General features: G+C 34.0%; 16 protein-coding genes, 1 tRNA gene and 4 pseudogenes. 6 read left to right on the plus strand and 15 right to left on the minus strand.

The features are described from left to right. Nucleotides 1-149 precede the first annotated feature (149 nt). Nucleotides 150-1,436: a Na+/H+ antiporter NhaC family protein gene (locus wVul_RS04160; RefSeq protein WP_047759285.1), complete on the minus strand. Its 1,287-nt coding sequence runs from the start codon at nt 1,434-1,436 to the stop codon at nt 150-152. 166 nt (nt 1,437-1,602) lie between these two features. Here wVul_RS04160 and wVul_RS04165 point away from each other — a divergent pair, with 166 nt between their 5' ends. Together wVul_RS04165 and wVul_RS04170 are read left to right on the plus strand one after the other, a co-directional pair. After that, on the plus strand, nt 1,603-3,861 hold the full coding sequence (locus wVul_RS04165) for an ankyrin repeat domain-containing protein (RefSeq protein ID WP_153295544.1): 2,259 nt from the start codon (nt 1,603-1,605) through the stop codon (nt 3,859-3,861). A 69-nt stretch (nt 3,862-3,930) separates the two neighbouring features. After that, complete coding sequence (locus tag wVul_RS04170; RefSeq protein WP_153295546.1) at nt 3,931-4,851, plus strand: RluA family pseudouridine synthase; 921 nt, start codon at nt 3,931-3,933, stop codon at nt 4,849-4,851. A gap of 6 nt (nt 4,852-4,857) precedes the next feature. Here wVul_RS04170 and wVul_RS04175 read toward each other — a convergent pair whose 3' ends face one another. Together wVul_RS04175 and aspS are read right to left on the minus strand one after the other, a co-directional pair. Then, nucleotides 4,858-6,120 carry an MFS transporter gene (locus wVul_RS04175; RefSeq protein WP_047759337.1) on the minus strand — a complete coding sequence of 421 codons (1,263 nt, stop codon included), beginning with the start codon at nt 6,118-6,120 and terminating at the stop codon, nt 4,858-4,860. A gap of 34 nt (nt 6,121-6,154) precedes the next feature. Continuing rightward, nucleotides 6,155-7,957, minus strand: a complete 1,803-nt coding sequence (aspS, locus tag wVul_RS04180) for an aspartate--tRNA ligase (protein ID WP_047759287.1) — start codon at nt 7,955-7,957, stop codon at nt 6,155-6,157. A 327-nt stretch (nt 7,958-8,284) separates the two neighbouring features. On the opposite strand from aspS, the gene wVul_RS09450 reads away from it, so the two are divergent. Further along, on the plus strand, nt 8,285-8,560 hold the full coding sequence (locus wVul_RS09450) for a hypothetical protein (RefSeq protein ID WP_179943849.1): 276 nt from the start codon (nt 8,285-8,287) through the stop codon (nt 8,558-8,560). Here the strand turns inward: wVul_RS09450 and wVul_RS08720 are convergent. Then, a pseudogene (locus tag wVul_RS08720) lies at nt 8,511-8,667 on the minus strand (IS4/Tn5 family transposase DNA-binding protein); the annotation flags it as partial. The gene wVul_RS09450 and the pseudogene wVul_RS08720 sit on opposite strands and share 50 nt — an antisense overlap. A gap of 215 nt (nt 8,668-8,882) precedes the next feature. Between wVul_RS08720 and wVul_RS04190 the strand changes: the two are divergent. Continuing rightward, nucleotides 8,883-10,349, plus strand: coding sequence for an N-acetylmuramoyl-L-alanine amidase (locus wVul_RS04190; protein WP_047759288.1), 1,467 nt, complete (start codon nt 8,883-8,885; stop codon nt 10,347-10,349). Nucleotides 10,350-10,615: 266 nt separating this feature from the next. Further along, complete coding sequence (rpe, locus tag wVul_RS04195; RefSeq protein ID WP_047759289.1) at nt 10,616-11,296, plus strand: ribulose-phosphate 3-epimerase; 681 nt, start codon at nt 10,616-10,618, stop codon at nt 11,294-11,296. A gap of 39 nt (nt 11,297-11,335) precedes the next feature. Here the strand turns inward: rpe and wVul_RS04200 are convergent. From wVul_RS04200 to wVul_RS10510, 3 pseudogenes are all read right to left on the minus strand, one after another. Beyond that, nucleotides 11,336-12,662, minus strand: a pseudogene (locus tag wVul_RS04200) (IS110 family RNA-guided transposase). Between the two features lie 222 nt (nt 12,663-12,884). Continuing rightward, a pseudogene (locus tag wVul_RS04210) lies at nt 12,885-13,714 on the minus strand (transposase); the annotation flags it as partial. A gap of 377 nt (nt 13,715-14,091) precedes the next feature. After that, nucleotides 14,092-14,256, minus strand: a pseudogene (locus tag wVul_RS10510) (IS5 family transposase); the annotation flags it as partial. Between the two features lie 154 nt (nt 14,257-14,410). Here wVul_RS10510 and ruvX point away from each other — a divergent pair. Then, entirely contained in the window at nt 14,411-14,878 is a 468-nt protein-coding gene (ruvX, locus tag wVul_RS04215; RefSeq protein ID WP_047759291.1) for a Holliday junction resolvase RuvX, read from the plus strand. A gap of 27 nt (nt 14,879-14,905) precedes the next feature. Here ruvX and ruvC read toward each other — a convergent pair whose 3' ends face one another. From ruvC to rplU, 8 genes are all read right to left on the minus strand, one after another. Further along, nucleotides 14,906-15,394 carry a crossover junction endodeoxyribonuclease RuvC gene (gene ruvC, locus wVul_RS04220; protein WP_047759292.1) on the minus strand — a complete coding sequence of 163 codons (489 nt, stop codon included), beginning with the start codon at nt 15,392-15,394 and terminating at the stop codon, nt 14,906-14,908. Beyond that, nucleotides 15,395-16,222 (minus strand): cytochrome c oxidase subunit 3, encoded by an 828-nt coding sequence (locus wVul_RS04225; RefSeq protein ID WP_047759293.1) that lies wholly within the window; start codon nt 16,220-16,222, stop codon nt 15,395-15,397. 47 nt (nt 16,223-16,269) lie between these two features. Further along, nucleotides 16,270-16,929, minus strand: a complete 660-nt coding sequence (locus tag wVul_RS04230; protein WP_047759294.1) for a TenA family protein — start codon at nt 16,927-16,929, stop codon at nt 16,270-16,272. Nucleotides 16,930-16,977: 48 nt separating this feature from the next. Further along, a complete protein-coding gene (locus wVul_RS04235) occupies nt 16,978-17,655 on the minus strand; it encodes a TenA family protein (RefSeq protein WP_047759295.1) in 678 nt (225 codons plus the stop codon). 94 nt (nt 17,656-17,749) lie between these two features. After that, on the minus strand, nt 17,750-18,925 hold the full coding sequence (metK, locus tag wVul_RS04240) for a methionine adenosyltransferase (protein ID WP_410543409.1): 1,176 nt from the start codon (nt 18,923-18,925) through the stop codon (nt 17,750-17,752). Between the two features lie 36 nt (nt 18,926-18,961). Continuing rightward, nucleotides 18,962-19,038: transfer RNA gene (locus wVul_RS04245), tRNA-Ile, on the minus strand. 8 nt (nt 19,039-19,046) lie between these two features. Then, the gene (gene rpmA, locus wVul_RS04250) at nt 19,047-19,316 is read right to left on the minus strand and encodes a 50S ribosomal protein L27 (RefSeq protein ID WP_047759296.1); all 270 of its coding nucleotides are present in this window, start codon (nt 19,314-19,316) and stop codon (nt 19,047-19,049) included. Nucleotides 19,317-19,326: 10 nt separating this feature from the next. Further along, nucleotides 19,327-19,629 carry a 50S ribosomal protein L21 gene (rplU, locus tag wVul_RS04255; RefSeq protein ID WP_047759297.1) on the minus strand — a complete coding sequence of 101 codons (303 nt, stop codon included), beginning with the start codon at nt 19,627-19,629 and terminating at the stop codon, nt 19,327-19,329. Between the last annotated feature and the right edge of the window lie 323 nt (nt 19,630-19,952).

Raw genomic sequence — 19,952 nt, forward strand, 5'->3', positions numbered from 1 at the left:
AAGGTAAAAAGAAAACCAATATAATGAAAACCTATTGAGAAAAATGGAACAATTTTGTCAATAGACTTCTTATCCAAGTAGCTCATGAAAACGATAAACCGTTTCTTATGGGTACAAAAAAATGTAACATGAAGAGAAATCTTTATACATTAAGTTGTGGCTGGGCAACGTCTGCCATTGATGATTATTTCACCTACTGTAACTACTGCTAAAATAAAACAGTAATACACCTGCGTTAACAAAGAAATAGGTGAAACAGAAGCGATGCTACCTGCTAGCAGTAATTGAGAACCATAAGGCAAAATACCTTTTGTAACGCAAGCAAAAATGTCTAACAAGTATGCACTACGGTATGACGGAATATTGTGCTTTTGCGCAAGCCTTTTTGCAATATCGCCACTTAATAAAATAGCAATGGTGTTATTAGCAACTAAAACAGTAAACATAGATGCTATTCCCGCTATTACAAATTCAGCTTTAGTTTTTGTAATATTACTTTCATCAATAAGTTTATGTAACGCCTTTTGACCTTGTTTATACATTATATTGCCTAACCCGCCAATAAATAGAGCGAATATCACTATCTCGTTTACTTTCGTGAAACCGTCATATATGTTATGAGAGAGTTGAATGATAGTATAGTCAAAAAAAGTCATCCCTAGTACACTAGCAACAATTATATTTACGGTTATTGTTACTAAAGTAGTAACTTCAAATAACCCCATGATTATTAAAGAAATATAAGGAATAATCTTTATTACTGATAAATAATCTAAATTTGATGTAGGAATAATTTTTGTACTATCTGCCATAACTGCTAGATAGACAAGTGTTATAATGCTGGCAACAAATGCTACTTTAGAATTTACTTTAAGTTTATCCTTTATCGTAGCCCCCTGTGAAGAAACAGATGCAATAGTAGTGTCAGATATCATTGAAAGGTTATCACCAAATACGGCACCTCCAACTACAGTCGCAGTTCCTATTTCAAGACCAAAAGCTCCACTTTTTGCTAAGTTAACAGCTATTGGTACCATCAATACAACAACTCCCATAGATGTACCAATCGCAGTTGATATAAAAGCGGAAGCCAAAAATACTCCAGGCAGTAGTAATCTTGCTGGAAGGAAATTGAGAATTAAATTAGCAACAGTATCTGCACTACCAATTGATTGAGTAACCACAGAAAATGCTCCAGAAAATAGAAAAATTAAGCACATAGTAAGGGTGTTTTTATCACCCATACCCTCGATGACAGTATCGATGTTACGTTGAATTTTACCTGCATTGCGTGCAACAGCAAAAAATAGCGCCGGTAGTAGGCAAATTATCGGTGAAACTTGGCGAAGCGGATTATCAATTCCGATGAAGGAAAAATAGATACCACTTCCAAGGTATAAGACCAAAAAAATAAACAAAGGAAAAAAAGCTGTCATTTTGCTGCCTTAAAACTTATAATTATAATCAATTAAGTGGTTTCAGGCAAGCTTGGTTTTCTGCAAGTTGATAACAGTCTTTTAGACTCTCAAGTTACGCTATGGAAAAATGTGTTGACCATTGTACCATAATATATAGCATCAAAATATAGTATGAGGTAAAGCTATGGTAATGACATATGAACAGTGGAACATAATATTAGGTGTAATTGATCAAGAGGTAAATTTAAGTAAAGACAATGTAATTGAAAGAATAAAAGAGCTATTAAAGGAAGTAAAGATACTAGGGCAAGCAGAAACATCAAGAATGTTAGAAGAGATATCGCATGGATTAGAAGTATCAAGCAAGATTCCAAGAGTACAAGAGACACAAGAGCCATTAAAAAAGAGACTAAAGGTGGTAAATGTACCACAGACACCAGAAGAAGCAAAAAAGATACTAAAGGAGACAGGGATATCAAATGCACAAAAGATGGTAAAAAGAATGCTAAAAAGATTAGGTGTAAAAGAGACATCAGGAGAATCAAAAGCAGTGGTGCTAGAGGATATGCTAGATGCACTAAAGATCTCAGAAAAGGTACCAGTGATGCTAGACGCACGAGAGACACTAAAGGCACTAGAGGTACTGAAGAGAGAAAGTAGAAATATGTATAAAAAGTGGGAAGAAAATGAGTTTAATGTAAATTATTGGTTTACAGTAAATTACAATATACTACGTAGTGCGCATGATCAACACACATTACTGAGTTTAGCTATTAGTCTTCGCCTAAAAAATGTAGTAGATGCTCTGCTTAAAGTAAAAAGAATCAGTATTAACGCAAAAAGTCCATTTTTTGAATGGACTGCTTTACATTGGGCTGCTGAAAAAGGCAATGTAGAAATAGTACTCAAACTAATAGAAAAAGGGGCAAGTGTTAATCAGTTTGGTTCGTGTGGATGGACTGCTTTACATCTTGCTGCTGCAAATGGTAATATAGAAATAATAAAGATCTTAGTAAAAAATAGGGCAAATGTTAATCAGAAAAATGTAGCAAAATTGACTGCTTTGTATGAAGCTGTTAGAAACAGGCATAAAGAAGTAACAAAGTTCTTACTGCTTAATGGAGCCGATGTTAAGGAGAATGGAGCATGTGAGGTTAATGTTTTACATTTGGCTATTATGAAGAATGATAAAGAAATGGTGGAGTGCATAATAGAAAATGATAAAAATATTAGGGGAGATATTAATATGACGGATGCATTTGGACGGACTCCTTTATATTTGGCTGCTACAAATAATTATACATCACTATTAGAGATTCTATTACAAAATGGTGCAGATGATAATATAGAGGATAGATTAAGTGGATTTACTCCTTTACACATTGCTGTTATAAGTGGCAGTTTGCAAGCAGTAGAGCTCTTATTAAAACACAATAAAGCAAAATTAAAGTTCCTAGAAGAATTCAAGGTCCTATTACAAAATGGTGCATATGACAATCTAAAGGATAGATTGTATGTACGTACTCCTTTATGGGTTACTGCTATAAATAAAATTTTAGAAGAAGTAGAGCTCTTATTAGAACACAACAAAGCATATATTAATCGGAAAGATAGATGGGGATGGACTGCTTTTGATTATGCTTTCATACGTAACGATAGAGAATTAATAGATATTCTAATAGGCCATGGAGCAGATATGAATATAAAGGATCCACTTAAAATACTATTCGCTGTTTCTCCAAGTAATATTTTTGTAGCACGCCCTCTCCTAGAGCAATTGGAGGTATGTGATGATTTTTCGAAATTAATTCAAGCCTACAGTTTACATTATGCTGCCGCACATGGTGATATACAAAGCATACGTTATCTATTAGAATCTGGAGTAGATGTTAATGCAATTAGTGATTCAGGATTAACTCCTTTGCATTATGCTGCCAATAATGGCCATGAAAAAGTAGCAGAGATCTTAATTTCCCATGAAGCAGCAGTTAATCTACAGGATAATCTAGGGATAATTCCTTTAGGTTATGCTATTGACGGTAAACATTTGAAAACAATAAAGACCTTAATACCCTGTACAAATCTTTTGTTGCAGGATAATTGTGGTGAAACTGTAAAAGATTTAGATGAACGTAAAGGTGCAAGTAATTTTTCAGACAAAGCAGAAAAAAGAGTACGAGCTCTGAGAGAAAGAGTACGAGCTCTGAGAGAAAGAGTACGAGCTCTGAGAGAAAGAGTAACACCTTTAGTTAATGATATTGCAAATGTGCAGTCAAAGCCTAGTACTGAAGTGTGTCCAGCTAAAATAGATGGAATAAAAGAACGAAGAGCACATAGTCCTTGCAGATGGACATATCGCAAAAGAAAGCTCAGTACTGAAATGGATTCAGATTCTAGTACAGAAACAGATGAGTGTAACGATAGGTGGTCATACGGAAGGTAGAGTAACTACTGTTCAGAAATGTAGTTCATTTAACCGATAATTGATATTTTTTGATGTTTATTATAAATAATGGAATGCCACAAAGCTATATTAGTAGAAGACAATAACGTTAGGCTTGATAGGTACATTAGAAGAATTTTTCCCAATCTGAAGCAATCTGCACTTGAAAAGTCTTTAAGGAAAGGATTAATCAAAGTTGATAATTGCAAGGCAAAATCCAGCGATAGAGTGAATTCTGGGCAAACTATAACGATAAGATACTTAGATTATATTGAAAACACTAATTCTGATCGTAAATATAATGAAAAGCTAGCAAATCTATTAAGAGAGAACATATTATATGAAGACGAATATATATTAGCTATAAACAAACCCGCAGGAGTAATCGTTCAAGGTGGTATAAAGGTAAAAATTAGCATTAGTGACTTGCTTGACCAAATAAGAGAAGGGGAAGTATTTAAAATTGTCCATAGACTTGATAGAGATACAAGCGGAGTAATAATATTCGCGCGCAATGCTAGTGTTGCAAGATACCTTATGGAAGAATTTAAAGGACGGAGGATAAAAAAAACTTACCTAGCATTAACTTCTGGTATACCGAGCAAAGATAATGGAATAATAGACTACCCGTTGGTGAAAAAATATATTTCAGGGCAAGAAAAAGTAGTTATTGATGAAGACTCACCTCAAAATGCCACTACGCATTTTTCAATTATATCAAGATTAAAACATAATGTTGCTTATTTAAAATTACAACCAATTACCGGTAGAACCCATCAGTTGCGTGCACATTTAGCTCATATAAATTACCCTATTCTTGGTGATGGTAAATATGGTGGTAAAAAAGCTTTTATTAATGGAGCAGTAAATCAGATTCACCTTCATTCGCATTCTTTATCTTTAAAATTACCAAATAATAAAGAAATTACTATCACTGCTCCTGCCCCTAAACACATCGAAAAGTCTATTGAAGTGCTATCTTTCGACTGAACGATTTCACCAATCAACTTTTCTGTCTTTGGCTTTAATTTGAAGTACAGATATTAGGCTAATTAATGCACAGATAGTAAGGTAAATCCCTGCTGCAAGTTTTGTTTCAGTTCTTTCTATAAGCCACATGCATATCGATGGAGAAAGGCCACCAAAAATACCTGCTGATATGTTATGAGCTAAACTGAAGCCGGTACACCTAACTTTCGTTGGAAATAACTCACAGGCGAGAGAATTATATATTCCAAAAGATGCACCTATCGGCACACTTATTAATAGGAAAGTGAGCGTTACAATATAGTGATTATTATGTGATAATAGCGAAAGTGCCGGCAAACTGATGCAAGCTAAAGCTACTAATGTAGGAATTATCACGTTTTTTCTTCCAACTTTATCAGACAGTATTGCAAACAGCACTGCAGACGTTCCGAATGTGATTTCAACCACAATCCTTACTACATTTTTAATATCAATGCCTGAGAAAGTAAGTTCTTTGACAGATATGTTGTAAAACATGATTGCTGAATAAACAATTGCATTTTGGGCAACGCCAAGCCCAATTGCTAGCACAAATGCCTTTTTATAGTCCCTGATTAATTCTAAAAATGGAGAATCAGATAAGCTTTTATTTTGACCATGAATTTTATATGCTAGGCTCTCTTCCATTATGTATCTTATTAAGAAGCCTATTATGCCCATAATAAAGCAGAAATAGAAGAGCAACCTCCAGCCCCAAATTTCATAATTTTCACCTGTAAATTTTTTGCAAATAGCTATCATTACAAAACATGTAATAGAACCAAGAGCACCACTGAAAGCTTTCATGCTACCTAAAAAGCCTAGATTTTTTTTATCGCTTGAATGCTCTATCAAAAAGGCTGAGTTGATACTCGTTTCCCCTCCTGTTGCCATTCCTTGTATTATTCTACAAAGCAGAAGTAATATAGGAGAAAATATTCCTATTTCTCTAAAACTTGGTATAATTGCAATTGCAGTAGACGATATCGAAGCTAATATTACGGAAGTCAGCAAAATTTTCCTCCTGCCATACTTATCTCCAATGTAACCAAAAATAAATCCACCAAGTGGTCTGAATCCAAAGCCAATTGCAAAACTGCCAAGAAATTTGATTGTGCTTAAATAATCACTTTCTGAAGGAAAAAAAACGTTGCTTATTATATGCGTTAAAACTCCAAATAGAGTTACTTCATACCATATAATCATATTGCATATTATGCTTGATAGTACTGCCTTTTGAATATCATTCACGACTTCCGATTTACCACACTTTACTATAAAATTTTTACTCAATAACCTTTAGAGATAACTCGCGTAAATGTTTATTGTCCACTTTAGAAGGAGCACTCATTAGAACATCTTCACCCTGCTGATTCATAGGAAAACAGATTACTTCACGAATGTTTGGCTCATCGGCAAGTAGCATAACCATTCTATCAACCCCTGGTGCTATACCGCCATGAGGTGGCACTCCAAACCTGAATGCACGCACAAGCGCACCAAATTTTGTATCAACTTCTTCTTTACTATAGCCTGCAATGGCAAAAGCTTTGTACATAATATCCAGTTTGTTATTACGAATTGCCCCACTTGATAGCTCTATTCCATTACAAACAAGATCATATTGGTAAGCAAGGATGTTCAGTGGATCTTTTTCTTCTAAATCCTTCAAGCCACCATGCGGCATGGAGAATGGGTTATGAAAGAAATCTATTTTTTTGCTTTTATCATCATACACAAAGTATGGAAAATCGATGACCCAGCAGAACTTGAAGATATTGTCATCTATAAGACCTAGTTCTGATCCCAAAAGAGTACGCACTTTCCCTGCAATTATTGCTGCTTCATTTTCCTTATCAGAAGCAAAAAACACACTATCCCCAGGCTCTATATTTGTTATTTCTTTTATAGAATTTAGCCGATTGTCATTGAGGAATTTAGCAATTGGTCCTTTTGCAATGCCGTCCTTATCAAATGTTATATACCCAAGACCTTTAGCGCCAAACTCTTTTTTTGCATGTTCTATTTTTTTATCAAAGAAGCTACGAGGTTCCTCTGCTGTTTTGGGGGCAGGGATAGCTCTGACTACCATACCGCGTTCAATATTGCTTTTGAAAATATTAAACTCTGAATCACGGAAAATTTCTGTAACGTCGCTGATTAATAATGGATTACGTAGATCTGGCTTATCAGAGCCATATTTGAGCATTGCGTCTTTGTATGTAACGCGCGGAAAATCTTTATCAACTGATTTGCGAGAGAATTTAGCAAACACTTTATATAAAGTAGATTCAATAACTTGAAATATATCCTCCTGAGTTACGAAAGACATTTCAAGGTCTAGCTGATAAAACTCCCCAGGAGAACGGTCAGCCCTTGCGTCTTCGTCACGGAAACATGGGGCAATTTGAAAATACTTATCAAACCCTGAAACCATGAGTAGCTGTTTAAAAATCTGCGGAGCTTGTGGTAATGCATAGAATTTACCAGGATTCAGCCTACTTGGCACTAAATAGTCACGTGCTCCTTCAGGAGATGAAGCAGTAAGTATTGGAGTTTGAATTTCTAAAAACCCTTGCTCTATCATGATCTTCCTGAGTTCTGCGATGATTTGTGAGCGCAGAATAATGTTGTTACGGGCTTTTTCACGCCTTAAGTCAAGAAAACGATATTTAAATCTCATGTTTTCTGGGTATTCTTGCTCACCGGCGATACTTGCTAATATACTCCTTTCTTCTTTTGCTATCTCTTCATCACGGTGGAACTCAACTTCCGACTCAATGCACAAATTATTAACTATAACTTCAATTTCCCCTGTGGAAATAAAGCTATTTACCGTATCTTCAGTTCTAGCTTTGACTGTTCCTGTGACAGTAATCACACTCTCTGATTTTAAATTTGATATCTCATCAAAAAAGTCTTTATCATTATTGAACACTAGCTGAATTCTTCCATAGAAGTCTCTTAAATCAACAAAGATTAGGTTACCATGGTCACGTTTGCGATACAGCCATCCAGAGAGGGTAACTTCCTTTTCTACATCACTCTTCCTTAATTCGTTACACGTGTGAGTCTTATAGCAGTTCATTTAATTCAAATTTCTAGAATACAGAAAGATTATAAAATAAATTAACCTTTGGGCAAGCTAATATCTAAAAATCCTTTACAAACGATTCTGATTTGGATATACTTTTTTATGTGTGTTGAAGTATATTTATGACTCCTGAAGCATTACAAAAAATTCTAGCTGAAGAAAGATTCTGTATTAAAGAAACTTTCTAGCACTATTATCAAGGATGATTTAGAAAAAGTAAAATCAATTTTTGAGAAAAATAGTTCTATTATTAAAGATGTTGTTGCTGAGGTTAATTTCGCAAGCGGTAGAAATTTGTTAAGGTATGCTGTTGATAACAAAATGGCTAAGTATTTAATAGAGCAAGGTGTAAGTTTTACAGCTGCAATCAGAAAGGCGATCCCAGATTTGGAAGCAATAAAATCAATCTGTGAGGTAAATAAATCTATAGTTAAACGTGAGTTACAGAGAGATGTTAGCATATTAGAGTATATAGCTCTTAATAGAAGTGATGTTAATGACATTATAAAGTACCTAGCTGAGCAAGGTGCAAACCTTAATGCAGTGGATAGTTGTGGGTGCTACTTGCTTCAGACCAACTTCCACATGCCTGATTGATTGAACTTTCAGGCATACTTACCAACAATATTTACTAATCGATCAGTTAATCTTTTATCTCCAAGCACTGCATCTCCAAATTCATTTTTAGCCCATTCACTTGCCATTTTTATATCCTCAATATTTGCACACTTTAATATTCTAATCCTTTATTTTTATGTCCATTTATATTTGTGGGTAATAGTAAGAACGCCAAAATGTAATGATAAAAGTACTAATTGTAGCTGTAGCAAGTCTTGATTGGCTGAAAAAAAGTAAACATTTTATGCGTATTATGTTAATTTAGTTATATTGCGGGCAATTTGTAGGATGCTAGAGCTGCATGAGACTTATAGTAAAAAAATGTTTGTCAGTTTTATTTCTGTTGCTGCTTGTATCGCCTCTTATATATGGACAGCAATCTTGCTTAATTGATATCGAGAACGATTTTCAAGATTTGAAAACATCATTAAAAAATCCAATATTTTTAGATCCTGTGTCAAATTCAAATTATGATGATAGGGAAGGCAAAAAAGTGTTGATGGTGGTGGTGCATCATACCGAATCACCAACATTAAAAAGCACAAAATGCGCATTAAATTCTGCAGGGATATCAGTACAACTTATTGTCGATAGGGATGGCAGCATTACTCTGATGGTCCCACTGGAAAAAAGAGCGTGGCATGCTGGTATAAGTTATGCAAAAGTTCAAATAGATAATGTGGTTAAAGAGCTACAAAAGCTGAATGATTATTCTATAGGTATAGAGATTGTAAACACAGGGCTTGAGCCTTTTCCAGAAGAGCAAATGAAATCTGTCAAAGATCTGATTTTATACCTCATGAAACGCTTTAAAATTAGAAAAGATATGATATTTAGTCACGCTGAAATAGGTACTATAGTATATAACTCAGCCATTGAAAGCTACGCAATGCGTAAGCCCGATCCACATAAGTTGTTTGATTGGGAATTATTAGAGAAAAATGGCATCGGACTGCATATAGGTGATAGAATCAGTCCTCAAGATGCAAGACAAAAAGTAAATGAGGTTTTGTATAAGGTAGGTGATAAGAGTGAAAATATTTTGAAATTAAAAAAAAGGTTGAACAATTTTTTTTATAAAATACTGCCTTGGAACGACAAAGAAGGTAACACTGACAATAGCGCTGATTACTCAAATGAGTTTGATGAGAATTTTGCGTGGGTTATCAATCAGTTTTCAATGCACCACTTGCCGAAAGAAATTAGAAAAGACTTGCCTCTAAAATTAGAACAGGAAGATATTTTGCCTAAATTTTTAAGTGAATATGGCAATTGTATTTTCAACAAATTCACATCTTTTAGTAATAAAATTGAATCAAGTTTACAACCACCATTTTTGAATGAAGAGGATTACAAGCGTTTATTATCTTCTTTTGCAGAATATAAAAATAATATTTCTTCTAGTGCATTTGCTACGCTCATGTACAAGATTAAGCTATATTACGACTCTTATCTAAGGTATAATATAAGATCTTCGTTTTATATGCCATTTAAGCTTAATATATTTACAAAGTTGGATATTTTAAAGAATGAAATATTGTCTTTTAAGTCTATAAGCTCTGAAAAGGCTATAGAAGTTTCGAGTTTAATTAATGAGTTTAGGTCAAAAATTTTATCTGATTTCCAAAATTTTGAGAAGCAATGGTTTCAAGAATTTAAGGACACTTGGAAACAAAAATTTATACCAGATATGGAAAAGCAAATGTCTTGGACTGCGCTGCATAAAACTGTGTTGGAATATTTAGAAGGAGCGAAGAAAAGAGTCTAATGATTATTGCAATAGCCACAGATACTTGAGCGTTTATCAGTTGAGCAGAAGAAAACATCAGATAAATTACAAGCACTGCGTTTTTTTTACTTATGCTAACAATTTTTTGTGGTGAAAACTATTTATGGTTCAACCTGAACAAGATAATTCAAAGGTTGCAATTACACATAGGATATAAAAAAATTTCTAAATGAGACTCATGTAGTATTGGGATGACAGAGTTCAAAAAATAAGTTACTTTTTTTATTTTTGGTAAAAAGTAGTCCATGGGTATTAAAATTGCACCTTCTATACTTTCAGCAGATTTTGCAAAATTAGGGGAGGAAGTAAAAAGAATTAGCGACTTGGATGTAGATTATATACACATAGACGTTATGGATGGAAATTTCGTTCCAAATATTACAATAGGTCCGAATGTTATCTCTGCAATACGTAAATATAGCAATCTTCCTTTTGATGTACACTTAATGATTAAATCTCCTGGTGACCATATTGAAAGCTTTATAGAAGCTGGTGCTGATATTATCATTATACATGCAGAAGCAGAGATACACCTTGAGAGGCTAGTAAGAAGGATAAAGTCATATAAAAACGTAAACAATGCAAAAAAAACGATTCAAGTTGGAGTTTCAATTGTCCCTTCAACTTCTCCGAGTGTGCTTGAGTATATAATACATGAGCTAGATATTGTGCTAATTATGACAGTCAATCCTGGATTTGGAGGACAGGAGTTTATTCATTCACAGTTGAATAAGATATCTGCTGTAAAAAAAATGATACAAGAGCGCAGTCTTAAAACACAAATTTCAGTAGATGGTGGAATTAACTTTTCTAACGCAGCTGATGCAATAAAAGCAGGTGCAGATATATTAATTGCTGGATCATCAATATTTAAAGCTAAAGATATGAAAAAAGCTGTAAACGATCTTAAAAATCTGTTGTTATAACCCTCCTAATAAACTCCTTCAATTAACTGATCCTTTCTCCTAAGAAACTCCTTGAACTAACTCATCTTTTTTTACCAGGATATAGCCAAATTCAGAAGCTTTTTTACTCAGATTTTTCATAACCCTGTTTTGATAAAGTTTTTCGTAAGAATCAATTCCTTTTTCGACATACTCTTGTCCATACTTTAGCATATTATAAAAGATACATGCTAATTTCCTTGCCATAGCAGTGATCGCTTTTGGAGCTCCCAGTCGTTTTTTCCACTTTCTGCATTGTGAACCAAGAGCAGTATTACTTTTTGATACACATTGTGCAGCAAGCCGTAAGGCATTTGCAGCACGATTTACGACTTTACAAGTTTTCGTGCTAAACACTTTCTCTCCAGTGATTTTATTACCAGGACTCAGCCCCAACCAAGACGAAAATGTTGGCCATTTGTTATGGTTGATACCAGTCTCTGAGATTATGGTCTGTATACTTAGTACACTGAATCCTGGAACTCTAGTAAAATCTATCCCGATAACCCGGTATAATTCTTCATGCAAATTAAAGTTTGGATCATTTTTTTGCTTGCCTTGTGCTTTACTTGTTGATTTGCTCTCATCAGATTTTGTTTCAAATGTTTTATAGTAGCTTTCAACGCTTCTATCACATTCCTTTATTTGTTCCTGGAAAAAAGTATATGCTTCATATTCTTGCTTAAGTGTAAACAAGTGTTCCTCTCTGTAGTCACCGGTTAATGCCTTTACAATAGTAGATTTATCATTTCTTATTCGTCCATCCCTTAATTCAGCTAATTTTTCAGGATCTCTTTCACCTTCAATTATCGCTTCAATAATCCTAATACCTGTTACACCATTAATATCACTAATTGCCTTATGTAACTGAATGTTCATCTGAATTAATGCCTTTTGCATGCGTTGAGTGTGTGTACTTGCGCTTCTGATTAGATTATTACGTTGTCTGACGTAGCCACGCAGTACGCAAATTTGATCATCTGGTCTAAATGATCCTTGGAGCAGTCCATAGCTATGTAACTGTTGCAACCACTGGCAATCTTGAACATCAGATTTTCTACCAGGTACATTTTTAATATGCCGCGCGTTTACTAATTTTACTTCAAATCCATATGATTCAAGTATTTGAAATAAAGGAATCCAATATACTCCCGTTGATTCCATAGCTACCGTTTTAATTTCACACTTCTTCAACCATTTTGCTAAGTTATGCAGATCCACTGTAAAACAACCAAACTTTTGGATATGTTGCTCATCTCTTCCTTCTGGAACACATACATAATGTACAGATATCTATTCCTGCCGCATTAGGGTTCATTACTTCCAACTTATTTTTTACTTTTGCCATTTTATATCTTTAGTATATAATTTATCATTGAAGAAGCGCTTCAGCTTGAGACGGTAAAATTAAGGCACTCTCCTAAACGAGGTAGTCTGAATAGACTCCATCAATGGTTTAACCGTCACCTTCAAAACCATGCTAACCAACGGGCACTGTGGCACCATTGGGATATCGGTCATAACTGCAGAAGTGCTTCCTACGCAATTATACCAACAAATTACTAAAAACTTAAATTAGGGAGTTTCTTTTTGGTTTGACAGGTTTTGCCTGTTCGATGCTTACCAGAACATAACCGAATTCAAGGGCTTTTCTACTTAGATTTTTCATAACCCTGTCTTGATAAAGTTTCTCATAATAATCAATTCCTTTTTCTACATATTCTTTTCCATATTTTAGCATATTGTAAAAAATACATGCCAATTTTCTTGCTGTAGCAGTAATTGCTTTCGGTATCTCTAGTCGCTTCTTTAAAACCTCCTGCAGTATGCACCAAGTGCAGTCTTGATACACAGCAAGGCATTCGCAGCACGATTTATAACCTTACGTGTTCTTGTTCCAATAATTTTCCCTCCTGTAATTTTATTAGTAGGACTCAACCCGAGCCATGAAGAAAAATGCTTTTCTGTCTGCCATTTATTGCGATTTATACCTGTTTCTGAAATGATAGTCTGTACACTTAATACATCAAGTCTTGGAACTTTAGTAAAATCCATTCCCGTTATTCGATATAAATCTTCGTCTACGGCAAAATCTGGACTATTCTTCTGCTTCCGCTTTTTTATTTTATTCAATGTTCCGTTCTCATTCAACTTTGTTTCAAATATTTTATAGTAATTTTCTATACTTTTATCACATTCGGTTTGAAAAAAAGTATATGCTGCATATTCTTGTTTCAATACAAACAAGTGTTCTTCTCTATAGTCGCCTGTTAGTACTTTTACTATAGTATGGTTATCGTTCTTCATATTCGAACTTCTAAATTCAGCTAGTTTTTCAGGATTCCTCTCTCCTTCAATTATTGCTTTAATAATTTTCATACCTGTTACACCGTTGATATCACCATAGGCGTCAAGTTCAGGAAAAGTAGCATAAGAAAGAAGAGAAGCGGTAAAAATTATTTTAGACATTAAACGATAAAATTAGTAATTTATAGATTCTTTAAAAAAAAATTATCTTATTCTAGATCAAAACTTCTCAAAAAAATAAATATAACAAATAAGATACCTATCTTAAATGGTTGCTATATTAGGTATATTCTCTTAACTTGACGCCTATGGTTTATTTAACACTCCCGAACATTTTGCGTAATAAAATATACGATACAATTACTCCCCTTGAATTTACTTTGTGTAAATTTGTTGCTTCTCTTGCCCACTCTATAATTAAACAACTCTGCAATGTCTCCTATTTGACTGGCCAACAATGAAAATTGGCATAAAATCACACCTTTATCACCATAAATATAGTTGCCACCTTGTATTTTTAGACTATTTTCGTACCTATTTTCAATAGCTTCACTGATGTAATGAAAAATGTTTCCCCTTTTCTCAAGAAATTTGCTATATTCGTTTTAGTTACTGACTCTTATTTTTTGTGGCATATTTTTTCTTCAAGGGTTAAATGGCTATTTTATAATGAATTTTGTCAAGCACTGGAATGACACCTTGCCTTACAGAACGTTCTTACAGCTCTATATCACGCTGCTTACATCACAATTTATTTGTTTATTCTTGATTTTGAAGGAAATCTAATAGATGCTACATAGGAATCCAGACGAGTTTCTAAAGTCTATTCCAAGAGATAAACGCATAATGTGCCTTGATATGGGAGAAAAACAAATAGGCGTAGCATTTAGTGATAAAACACAGCTCATAGCCACAGCTCATAGTATATATTACAGAAGGAATATAAGCAAAGATTTAGGTTACTTACATAGAATACTTAAAGAAAATGAAGCTGGATCAATGGTAATAGGACTACCATTCACAATAGATGACCAAGAGACCGAATGGTGTAAAGCAATAATCCAATTCGCAAATAAAATAATAAAAAAATGTAAAGTAAACATATACCTACAAGACGAAAGTTTATCAACATCTCTTGCAACTCACGCACTAAAAATTACGGGAATATCAATCACAAAATCGAAAAAAATAGATGATAAAATTGCTGCATGTATTATTCTGCAACGAACATTAGATAAGATAAACACCATCAAATAGTTTTTTTTAAACTGAATTCATGTAAAATTACTTAATAAAACAAGAGCTTTTCGTATAAGCATGACAAATTGCTGTAGCAAGAGCATCAGCAGTATGGTGACATTTTATGTTTAAGTTTTTAACTATTTGCTTCACCATAAATATAATCTGATTCTTATCAGCATGGCCATTTCCGGTAATGCTCTTTTTTATATAGTTCGCATCATATTCATTCATGGTCAAATCCGTCATTTGTAATACTAAAATTGCAATTGCTCTTGCATATCCTAAAGTTAGTGAAGATTTTGGATTCTTATTAACAAAAATTTTTTCTACAGCAGCTTCATTAGGAGAGTATAGAAAAATTACTTTCTTTAATTGTTCAAAAATTATATTTAGACGTTCACCTGTACCCAATTTACCATCAGTTGATATGGTACCACCACCCAAAAATTTAATATTATTCTTTTCTTTCAGGCTGATAATGGCCCAACCAGTCTTACTCATCCCTGGATCTAGACCTATTATTTTAATCACTTAATAAAGGCTTAACCAATAAATAAACAAAAATAAAAATATCCAGACTAGATCGACAAAGTGCCAATACCAAGAAGCAAATTCAAAGCATAAGTGATCTTGAGGTGTAAATTGATCTTTTCGAGCTCTAAATAAACATACTGACAAAAATATTATACCTATTGTAACATGAACGCAATGAAAACCAGTAATCATGTAAAAGTTAGATGTATAAATAAGTTTTTCTCCTGCTTCTTGTAAAGAAAAACTTGCTTCATGATACTCAAGTGCTTGGACTATTATAAAAAAAACTCCAAGCAATATAGTCATAGACAGCATTTTAATCATGCTCTTTTTATCATTTTCAAGTAAAAAATGATGTGCTGAAGTAATTGTTGTACCAGAAAGTAATAATATCAACGTATTCATAAATGGTAACGACCATGGATCAGGTGGTAAAATCCCTTCAGGGGGCCATTCAACTTTTTTTGTAGGAGAAAACGCTTCAAATAAAAAAACCGGATCAAGCCAGGCTTTAAAGAATGAACAAAAGAACGCTATAAAAAACACAACTTCCGAGAGGATAAATAAGTACATTGCAAGCTTGAGTCCATGTTTTACAATGGCAGTATGGCATTTATCATAAATTGCCTCTCTTATTACATCTCTCCACCAAAAAAACAGTATCCCTGATACTGCAGAGATCCCCAGAACTAAACCAAATATTCCAGAAATTTGTTTATGGAGTGCACCAATTAACCCAAGTGCAAGAACAAGAATTGCTACTGATATAGCAATTGGCCAGGGGCTTGGGTCCACTAAATGAAAATCATGTTCTTTACTTTTCATATCATCTCCAAAAATACGTATCAAGCATACAAATTAGCTTAAAATTGTCAATATTTCTTAAAATCTTGATCAAATTCTGAAAAATTATATGCGCTATTCCAAAAATCTAACTCAAATTGCACGCTTATTCTAAACAATTCAAGCATTCTTCTTCTTTCTTTTTCTCCTACTTTTTGGCAATACTCATCAACAATACTTTCCAAAGCGATGCATCCAGACCCTATTAAATTACTGCTATAAAAATCAAACCAATCTCTATATCTATTGTTTTTCTTAATTTTATTTCTCATACTGTCAACAACAACCTTATATATAAAATGGCAAGAGTATAAAACTGTTATAGCTTCATAAGTGTCGCTATATGAGGTAGATAAAAGAAAGTTAGTGAAATTAAAGCACTTGAGAGACTTCTCTCCAAAACTTATGGAATACACAGTAAAGTAGTGCTTATATAAAACTCTCACAATGGCTATTGTGCCCTGAGCTACTTCAATGAGTGAGGTAATATTGCTAAGATCTTCTACTTTGGATGCAATGATCAATATGGTACGAATGTAACCATCTAAAAATAGTGCATCCTGCTGGATATAGAATTTAAAACTCTCTATATTTAAAGTACCGTCCATTAACTCAACATTAAAAGGGTGATTAGCTACATCCCTCAAAAGATTCGATCCATAACAATTCCTAATTATATTACTAAACATATAAAATACTAAAAATCAAGGTTCTGACACGAGTTGCCCTATATTAGATTATAAGTTGCGACCTGCGTTATAATAGATCTCATCCCAAAACACCAATTCTAGTTCCAGCCCTTTCCTAAAAAACCCACGCATCTTTCTCTTTTCACAATCGTTAGTTTCCTTATATAATTTATTTGTAATATTAGTAACCTCATCAATCGCAGCATTCATTTCTTTGCTATCGTAAATGTTGATCCACTCTTTGTATTTGTTATTTCTAACCTCCTTGGGTGTTACCTGATTCATCATATAATCCACAATAATTTGGTATATATTGAAGCAAGGGTAAGATGCTGCCAAAGCCCCAGCAACAAAATTATGATATGCAGCGCATATGAAAAAATCAGTAAAGGCAGAACAGGCTCTTGATTTCTTGTGATTATCGGATAAATCACAATCTGCAAAATATTCTTTATATTGCTTACGAACATCAAACGTTCCTCTTGCCACATTTATTAAGCTGCTCATTATCTCAACGTCATTAGCTTTAGCTGCAATAATCAATAAAGCACGAGTACAATCCACTAAATATAAAAAATCCTGCTGAAGATAAAATTTGAACTTTTCATAATCTAGCGTATTATTAATCAATTCAACATTGAAAGGATGTTTTTTTATTTTTTCAATAAGATCAGATGATTCTCTTACAGCAATATCGTAAAATTCTTCTTTCGGTTTGTTAGACATATATGAACCTCACAAATATAAAAGCCACTAGAATTAGTATAAAAAACTAATTACACTTTAATAATAAGTTATTATATCAGTATCGAGCTAGAAATCAAAACTTTAAAGCAGTTCTACTTTTGTCTCCTATATTGAATTCTCTACAAAGATCAGCAGATAAGTCCATACTTTCCCAAGAAAATCCACCATCACTTTCTGATTTTTTACCGAAATGTCCATAATAGGCTGTACGTTTATATATAGGACGATTAAGCGATAAATGCCTGATGATACCTTTAGTTGATAAATCTATGTTACCTTCAATAAACCTTTTAATCCTCTTTTCATCTACTATATTCGTACCAAATGTATCAATATAGAATGAAGTAGGTTTTGAGACACCAATTGCATAAGAAAGCTGCACAAGGCAACGTTTAGCCAAGCCGGCAAAAACAATATTTTTAGCAAGGTATCTCGCCATATAAGCTGCTGATCTATCAACCTTGGTTGCATCTTTTCCAGAAAATGCTCCCCCACCGTGTGGAATATAGCCTCCATAACTATCAACCATAATTTTCCGTCCAGTTAACCCACAATCACCAACTGGTCCACCGATAACAAATCTACCTGTTGGATTAACTAAGAGATTTTCCTCAGGACACATCCACCCTTCAGGTAAAGATGAAATTATGTAAGGATAAATTATTTCCTTCACTTTCGATTGACTCAGACCTTCAGAGTGCTGTATCGAAACAACAACATTTTCAGCACACACTGGAAGGTTATTCTCATACGCCAAAGTAATTTGTGACTTTGCATCTGGGCCAAGCTTTACCTCTTTAACCATACTAATGATATTTTTCAGAATCAAGTGTGCATAAAAAATGGGTGCCGGCATGAGGCTTTCCGTCTCTGTTGTTGCATAGCCATACATTATGCCCTGATCTCCAGCGCCTTGATCCACACCTATTGCAATGTCATTTGATTGTTCATGTAGCAATATATTTATCTTCACTGTTTTCCAGTGGAAACCATCATGCTCATAACCAATATCTTTTATTGTATTTCGTACAATACTTTCAATCTTGTTATTTTCAATGTTAGGCCCAAACACTTCCCCAGCTATAATAACATTATCTTTGGTAACCAAAGTCTCTATTGCAGTACGTGAAGAAGAGTCATTAAAAAGGTATTCGTCAAGTATTGCATCTGAAATCTGGTCTGCTACTTTGTCTGGATGACCGGCTGCTACTGACTCACTAGTTACTAAATTCTTATGTAAAATTATCATCTAGTTACACAATATCAAAACTACTGTAAGTCTAAATGGTGGGTCTGGGAAGAGTTGAACCTCCGACCTCACGCTTATCAGGCGTGCGCTCTAACCACCTGAGCTACAGACCCATATTTATTCAAGCCAAAGCTTGCATATCATCTGTAGGTACAACATCAATAAAAGTCTTTTTATTTGCTGATTTTCTAAAACTGACCCAGCCTTCTATTTTAGCAAAGATTGTATGATCTTTACCCATACCAACATTTTTTCCAGGATGGAATTTTGTACCTCTTTGGCGTACAATTATGTTACCAGGAATAACCTCCCCATTCTTCTTTACTCCGAGCCTACGCCCTGCAGAATCTCTACCATTACAGGAACTACCACCTGATTTTTTAGTTGCCATATCTTACCTCTTACTTTTGAAGACTAATTTCATTGATACGAAGAACAGTGATATACTGCCTATGACCAATTTTCCTACGGTAATTCTTTCTTCTCTTTTTCTTAAAGATTATAATTTTTTTATCTCTACACTGCTCCAGCACTTCGGCTTTAACAATAGCACTAGATGAACAAGATAAGCCATTATTTGAAATACAAATCACTTTATTGATTTCCACTTCCTCTTTTTCTTCAGCTTGTAATCTTTCTACTTTGATTATGCTACCTTTTTTTACTAAATACTGCTTCCCACCAGTTTCAATCACTGCAAACATGACAAATATCAATTATCGTTATTAACACTAATCGTAAATGATGTTATACATACTGTCAATATAAATAAAAACACGAAATACTTCTATCTTTATCTACTTTTCCCTGGAGAGTAGTTAAGTTTTAAAAACAAGAGTTTTAAGGCTTGACTATTCTTAATTTCCCCTACTTTACTTCTTTCTAATGAAAATATCCGTTCAACAAAGTGGCAAAATAAGATAGACAAAAAAACATAGAAACAAATGGTCAGTGCGTGACACTGGCATCCAGTCCTTTTTCACAAGAAACGTTGTAGAGCGCTTTCGTGTTTACCAACTGAGTGCCC

It is taken from the genome of Wolbachia endosymbiont of Armadillidium vulgare str. wVulC (assembly GCF_001027565.1).
GTDB lineage: Bacteria > Pseudomonadota > Alphaproteobacteria > Rickettsiales > Anaplasmataceae > Wolbachia.

Excerpts from the sequence above, each read along its gene's own strand:
- wVul_RS04235 (WP_047759295.1), bottom strand. The coding sequence starts at position 17,655 with ATGTCTAACAAACCGAAAGAAGAATTTTACGATATTGCTGTAAGAGAA.
- metK (WP_410543409.1), bottom strand. The coding sequence starts at position 18,925 with ATGATAATTTTACATAAGAATTTAGTAACTAGTGAGTCAGTAGCAGCC.
- wVul_RS04160 (WP_047759285.1), bottom strand. The coding sequence starts at position 1,436 with ATGACAGCTTTTTTTCCTTTGTTTATTTTTTTGGTCTTATACCTTGGA.
- aspS (WP_047759287.1), bottom strand. The coding sequence starts at position 7,957 with ATGAACTGCTATAAGACTCACACGTGTAACGAATTAAGGAAGAGTGAT.
- rpmA (WP_047759296.1), bottom strand. The coding sequence starts at position 19,316 with ATGGCAACTAAAAAATCAGGTGGTAGTTCCTGTAATGGTAGAGATTCT.
- rplU (WP_047759297.1), bottom strand. The coding sequence starts at position 19,629 with ATGTTTGCAGTGATTGAAACTGGTGGGAAGCAGTATTTAGTAAAAAAA.
- ruvX (WP_047759291.1), top strand. The coding sequence starts at position 14,411 with ATGCTACATAGGAATCCAGACGAGTTTCTAAAGTCTATTCCAAGAGAT.
- wVul_RS09450 (WP_179943849.1), top strand. The coding sequence starts at position 8,285 with ATGGCTAAGTATTTAATAGAGCAAGGTGTAAGTTTTACAGCTGCAATC.
- wVul_RS04170 (WP_153295546.1), top strand. The coding sequence starts at position 3,931 with ATGGAATGCCACAAAGCTATATTAGTAGAAGACAATAACGTTAGGCTT.
- rpe (WP_047759289.1), top strand. The coding sequence starts at position 10,616 with ATGGGTATTAAAATTGCACCTTCTATACTTTCAGCAGATTTTGCAAAA.
- wVul_RS04190 (WP_047759288.1), top strand. The coding sequence starts at position 8,883 with ATGAGACTTATAGTAAAAAAATGTTTGTCAGTTTTATTTCTGTTGCTG.
- wVul_RS04230 (WP_047759294.1), bottom strand. The coding sequence starts at position 16,929 with ATGTTTAGTAATATAATTAGGAATTGTTATGGATCGAATCTTTTGAGG.
- wVul_RS04165 (WP_153295544.1), top strand. The coding sequence starts at position 1,603 with ATGGTAATGACATATGAACAGTGGAACATAATATTAGGTGTAATTGAT.
- wVul_RS04225 (WP_047759293.1), bottom strand. The coding sequence starts at position 16,222 with ATGAAAAGTAAAGAACATGATTTTCATTTAGTGGACCCAAGCCCCTGG.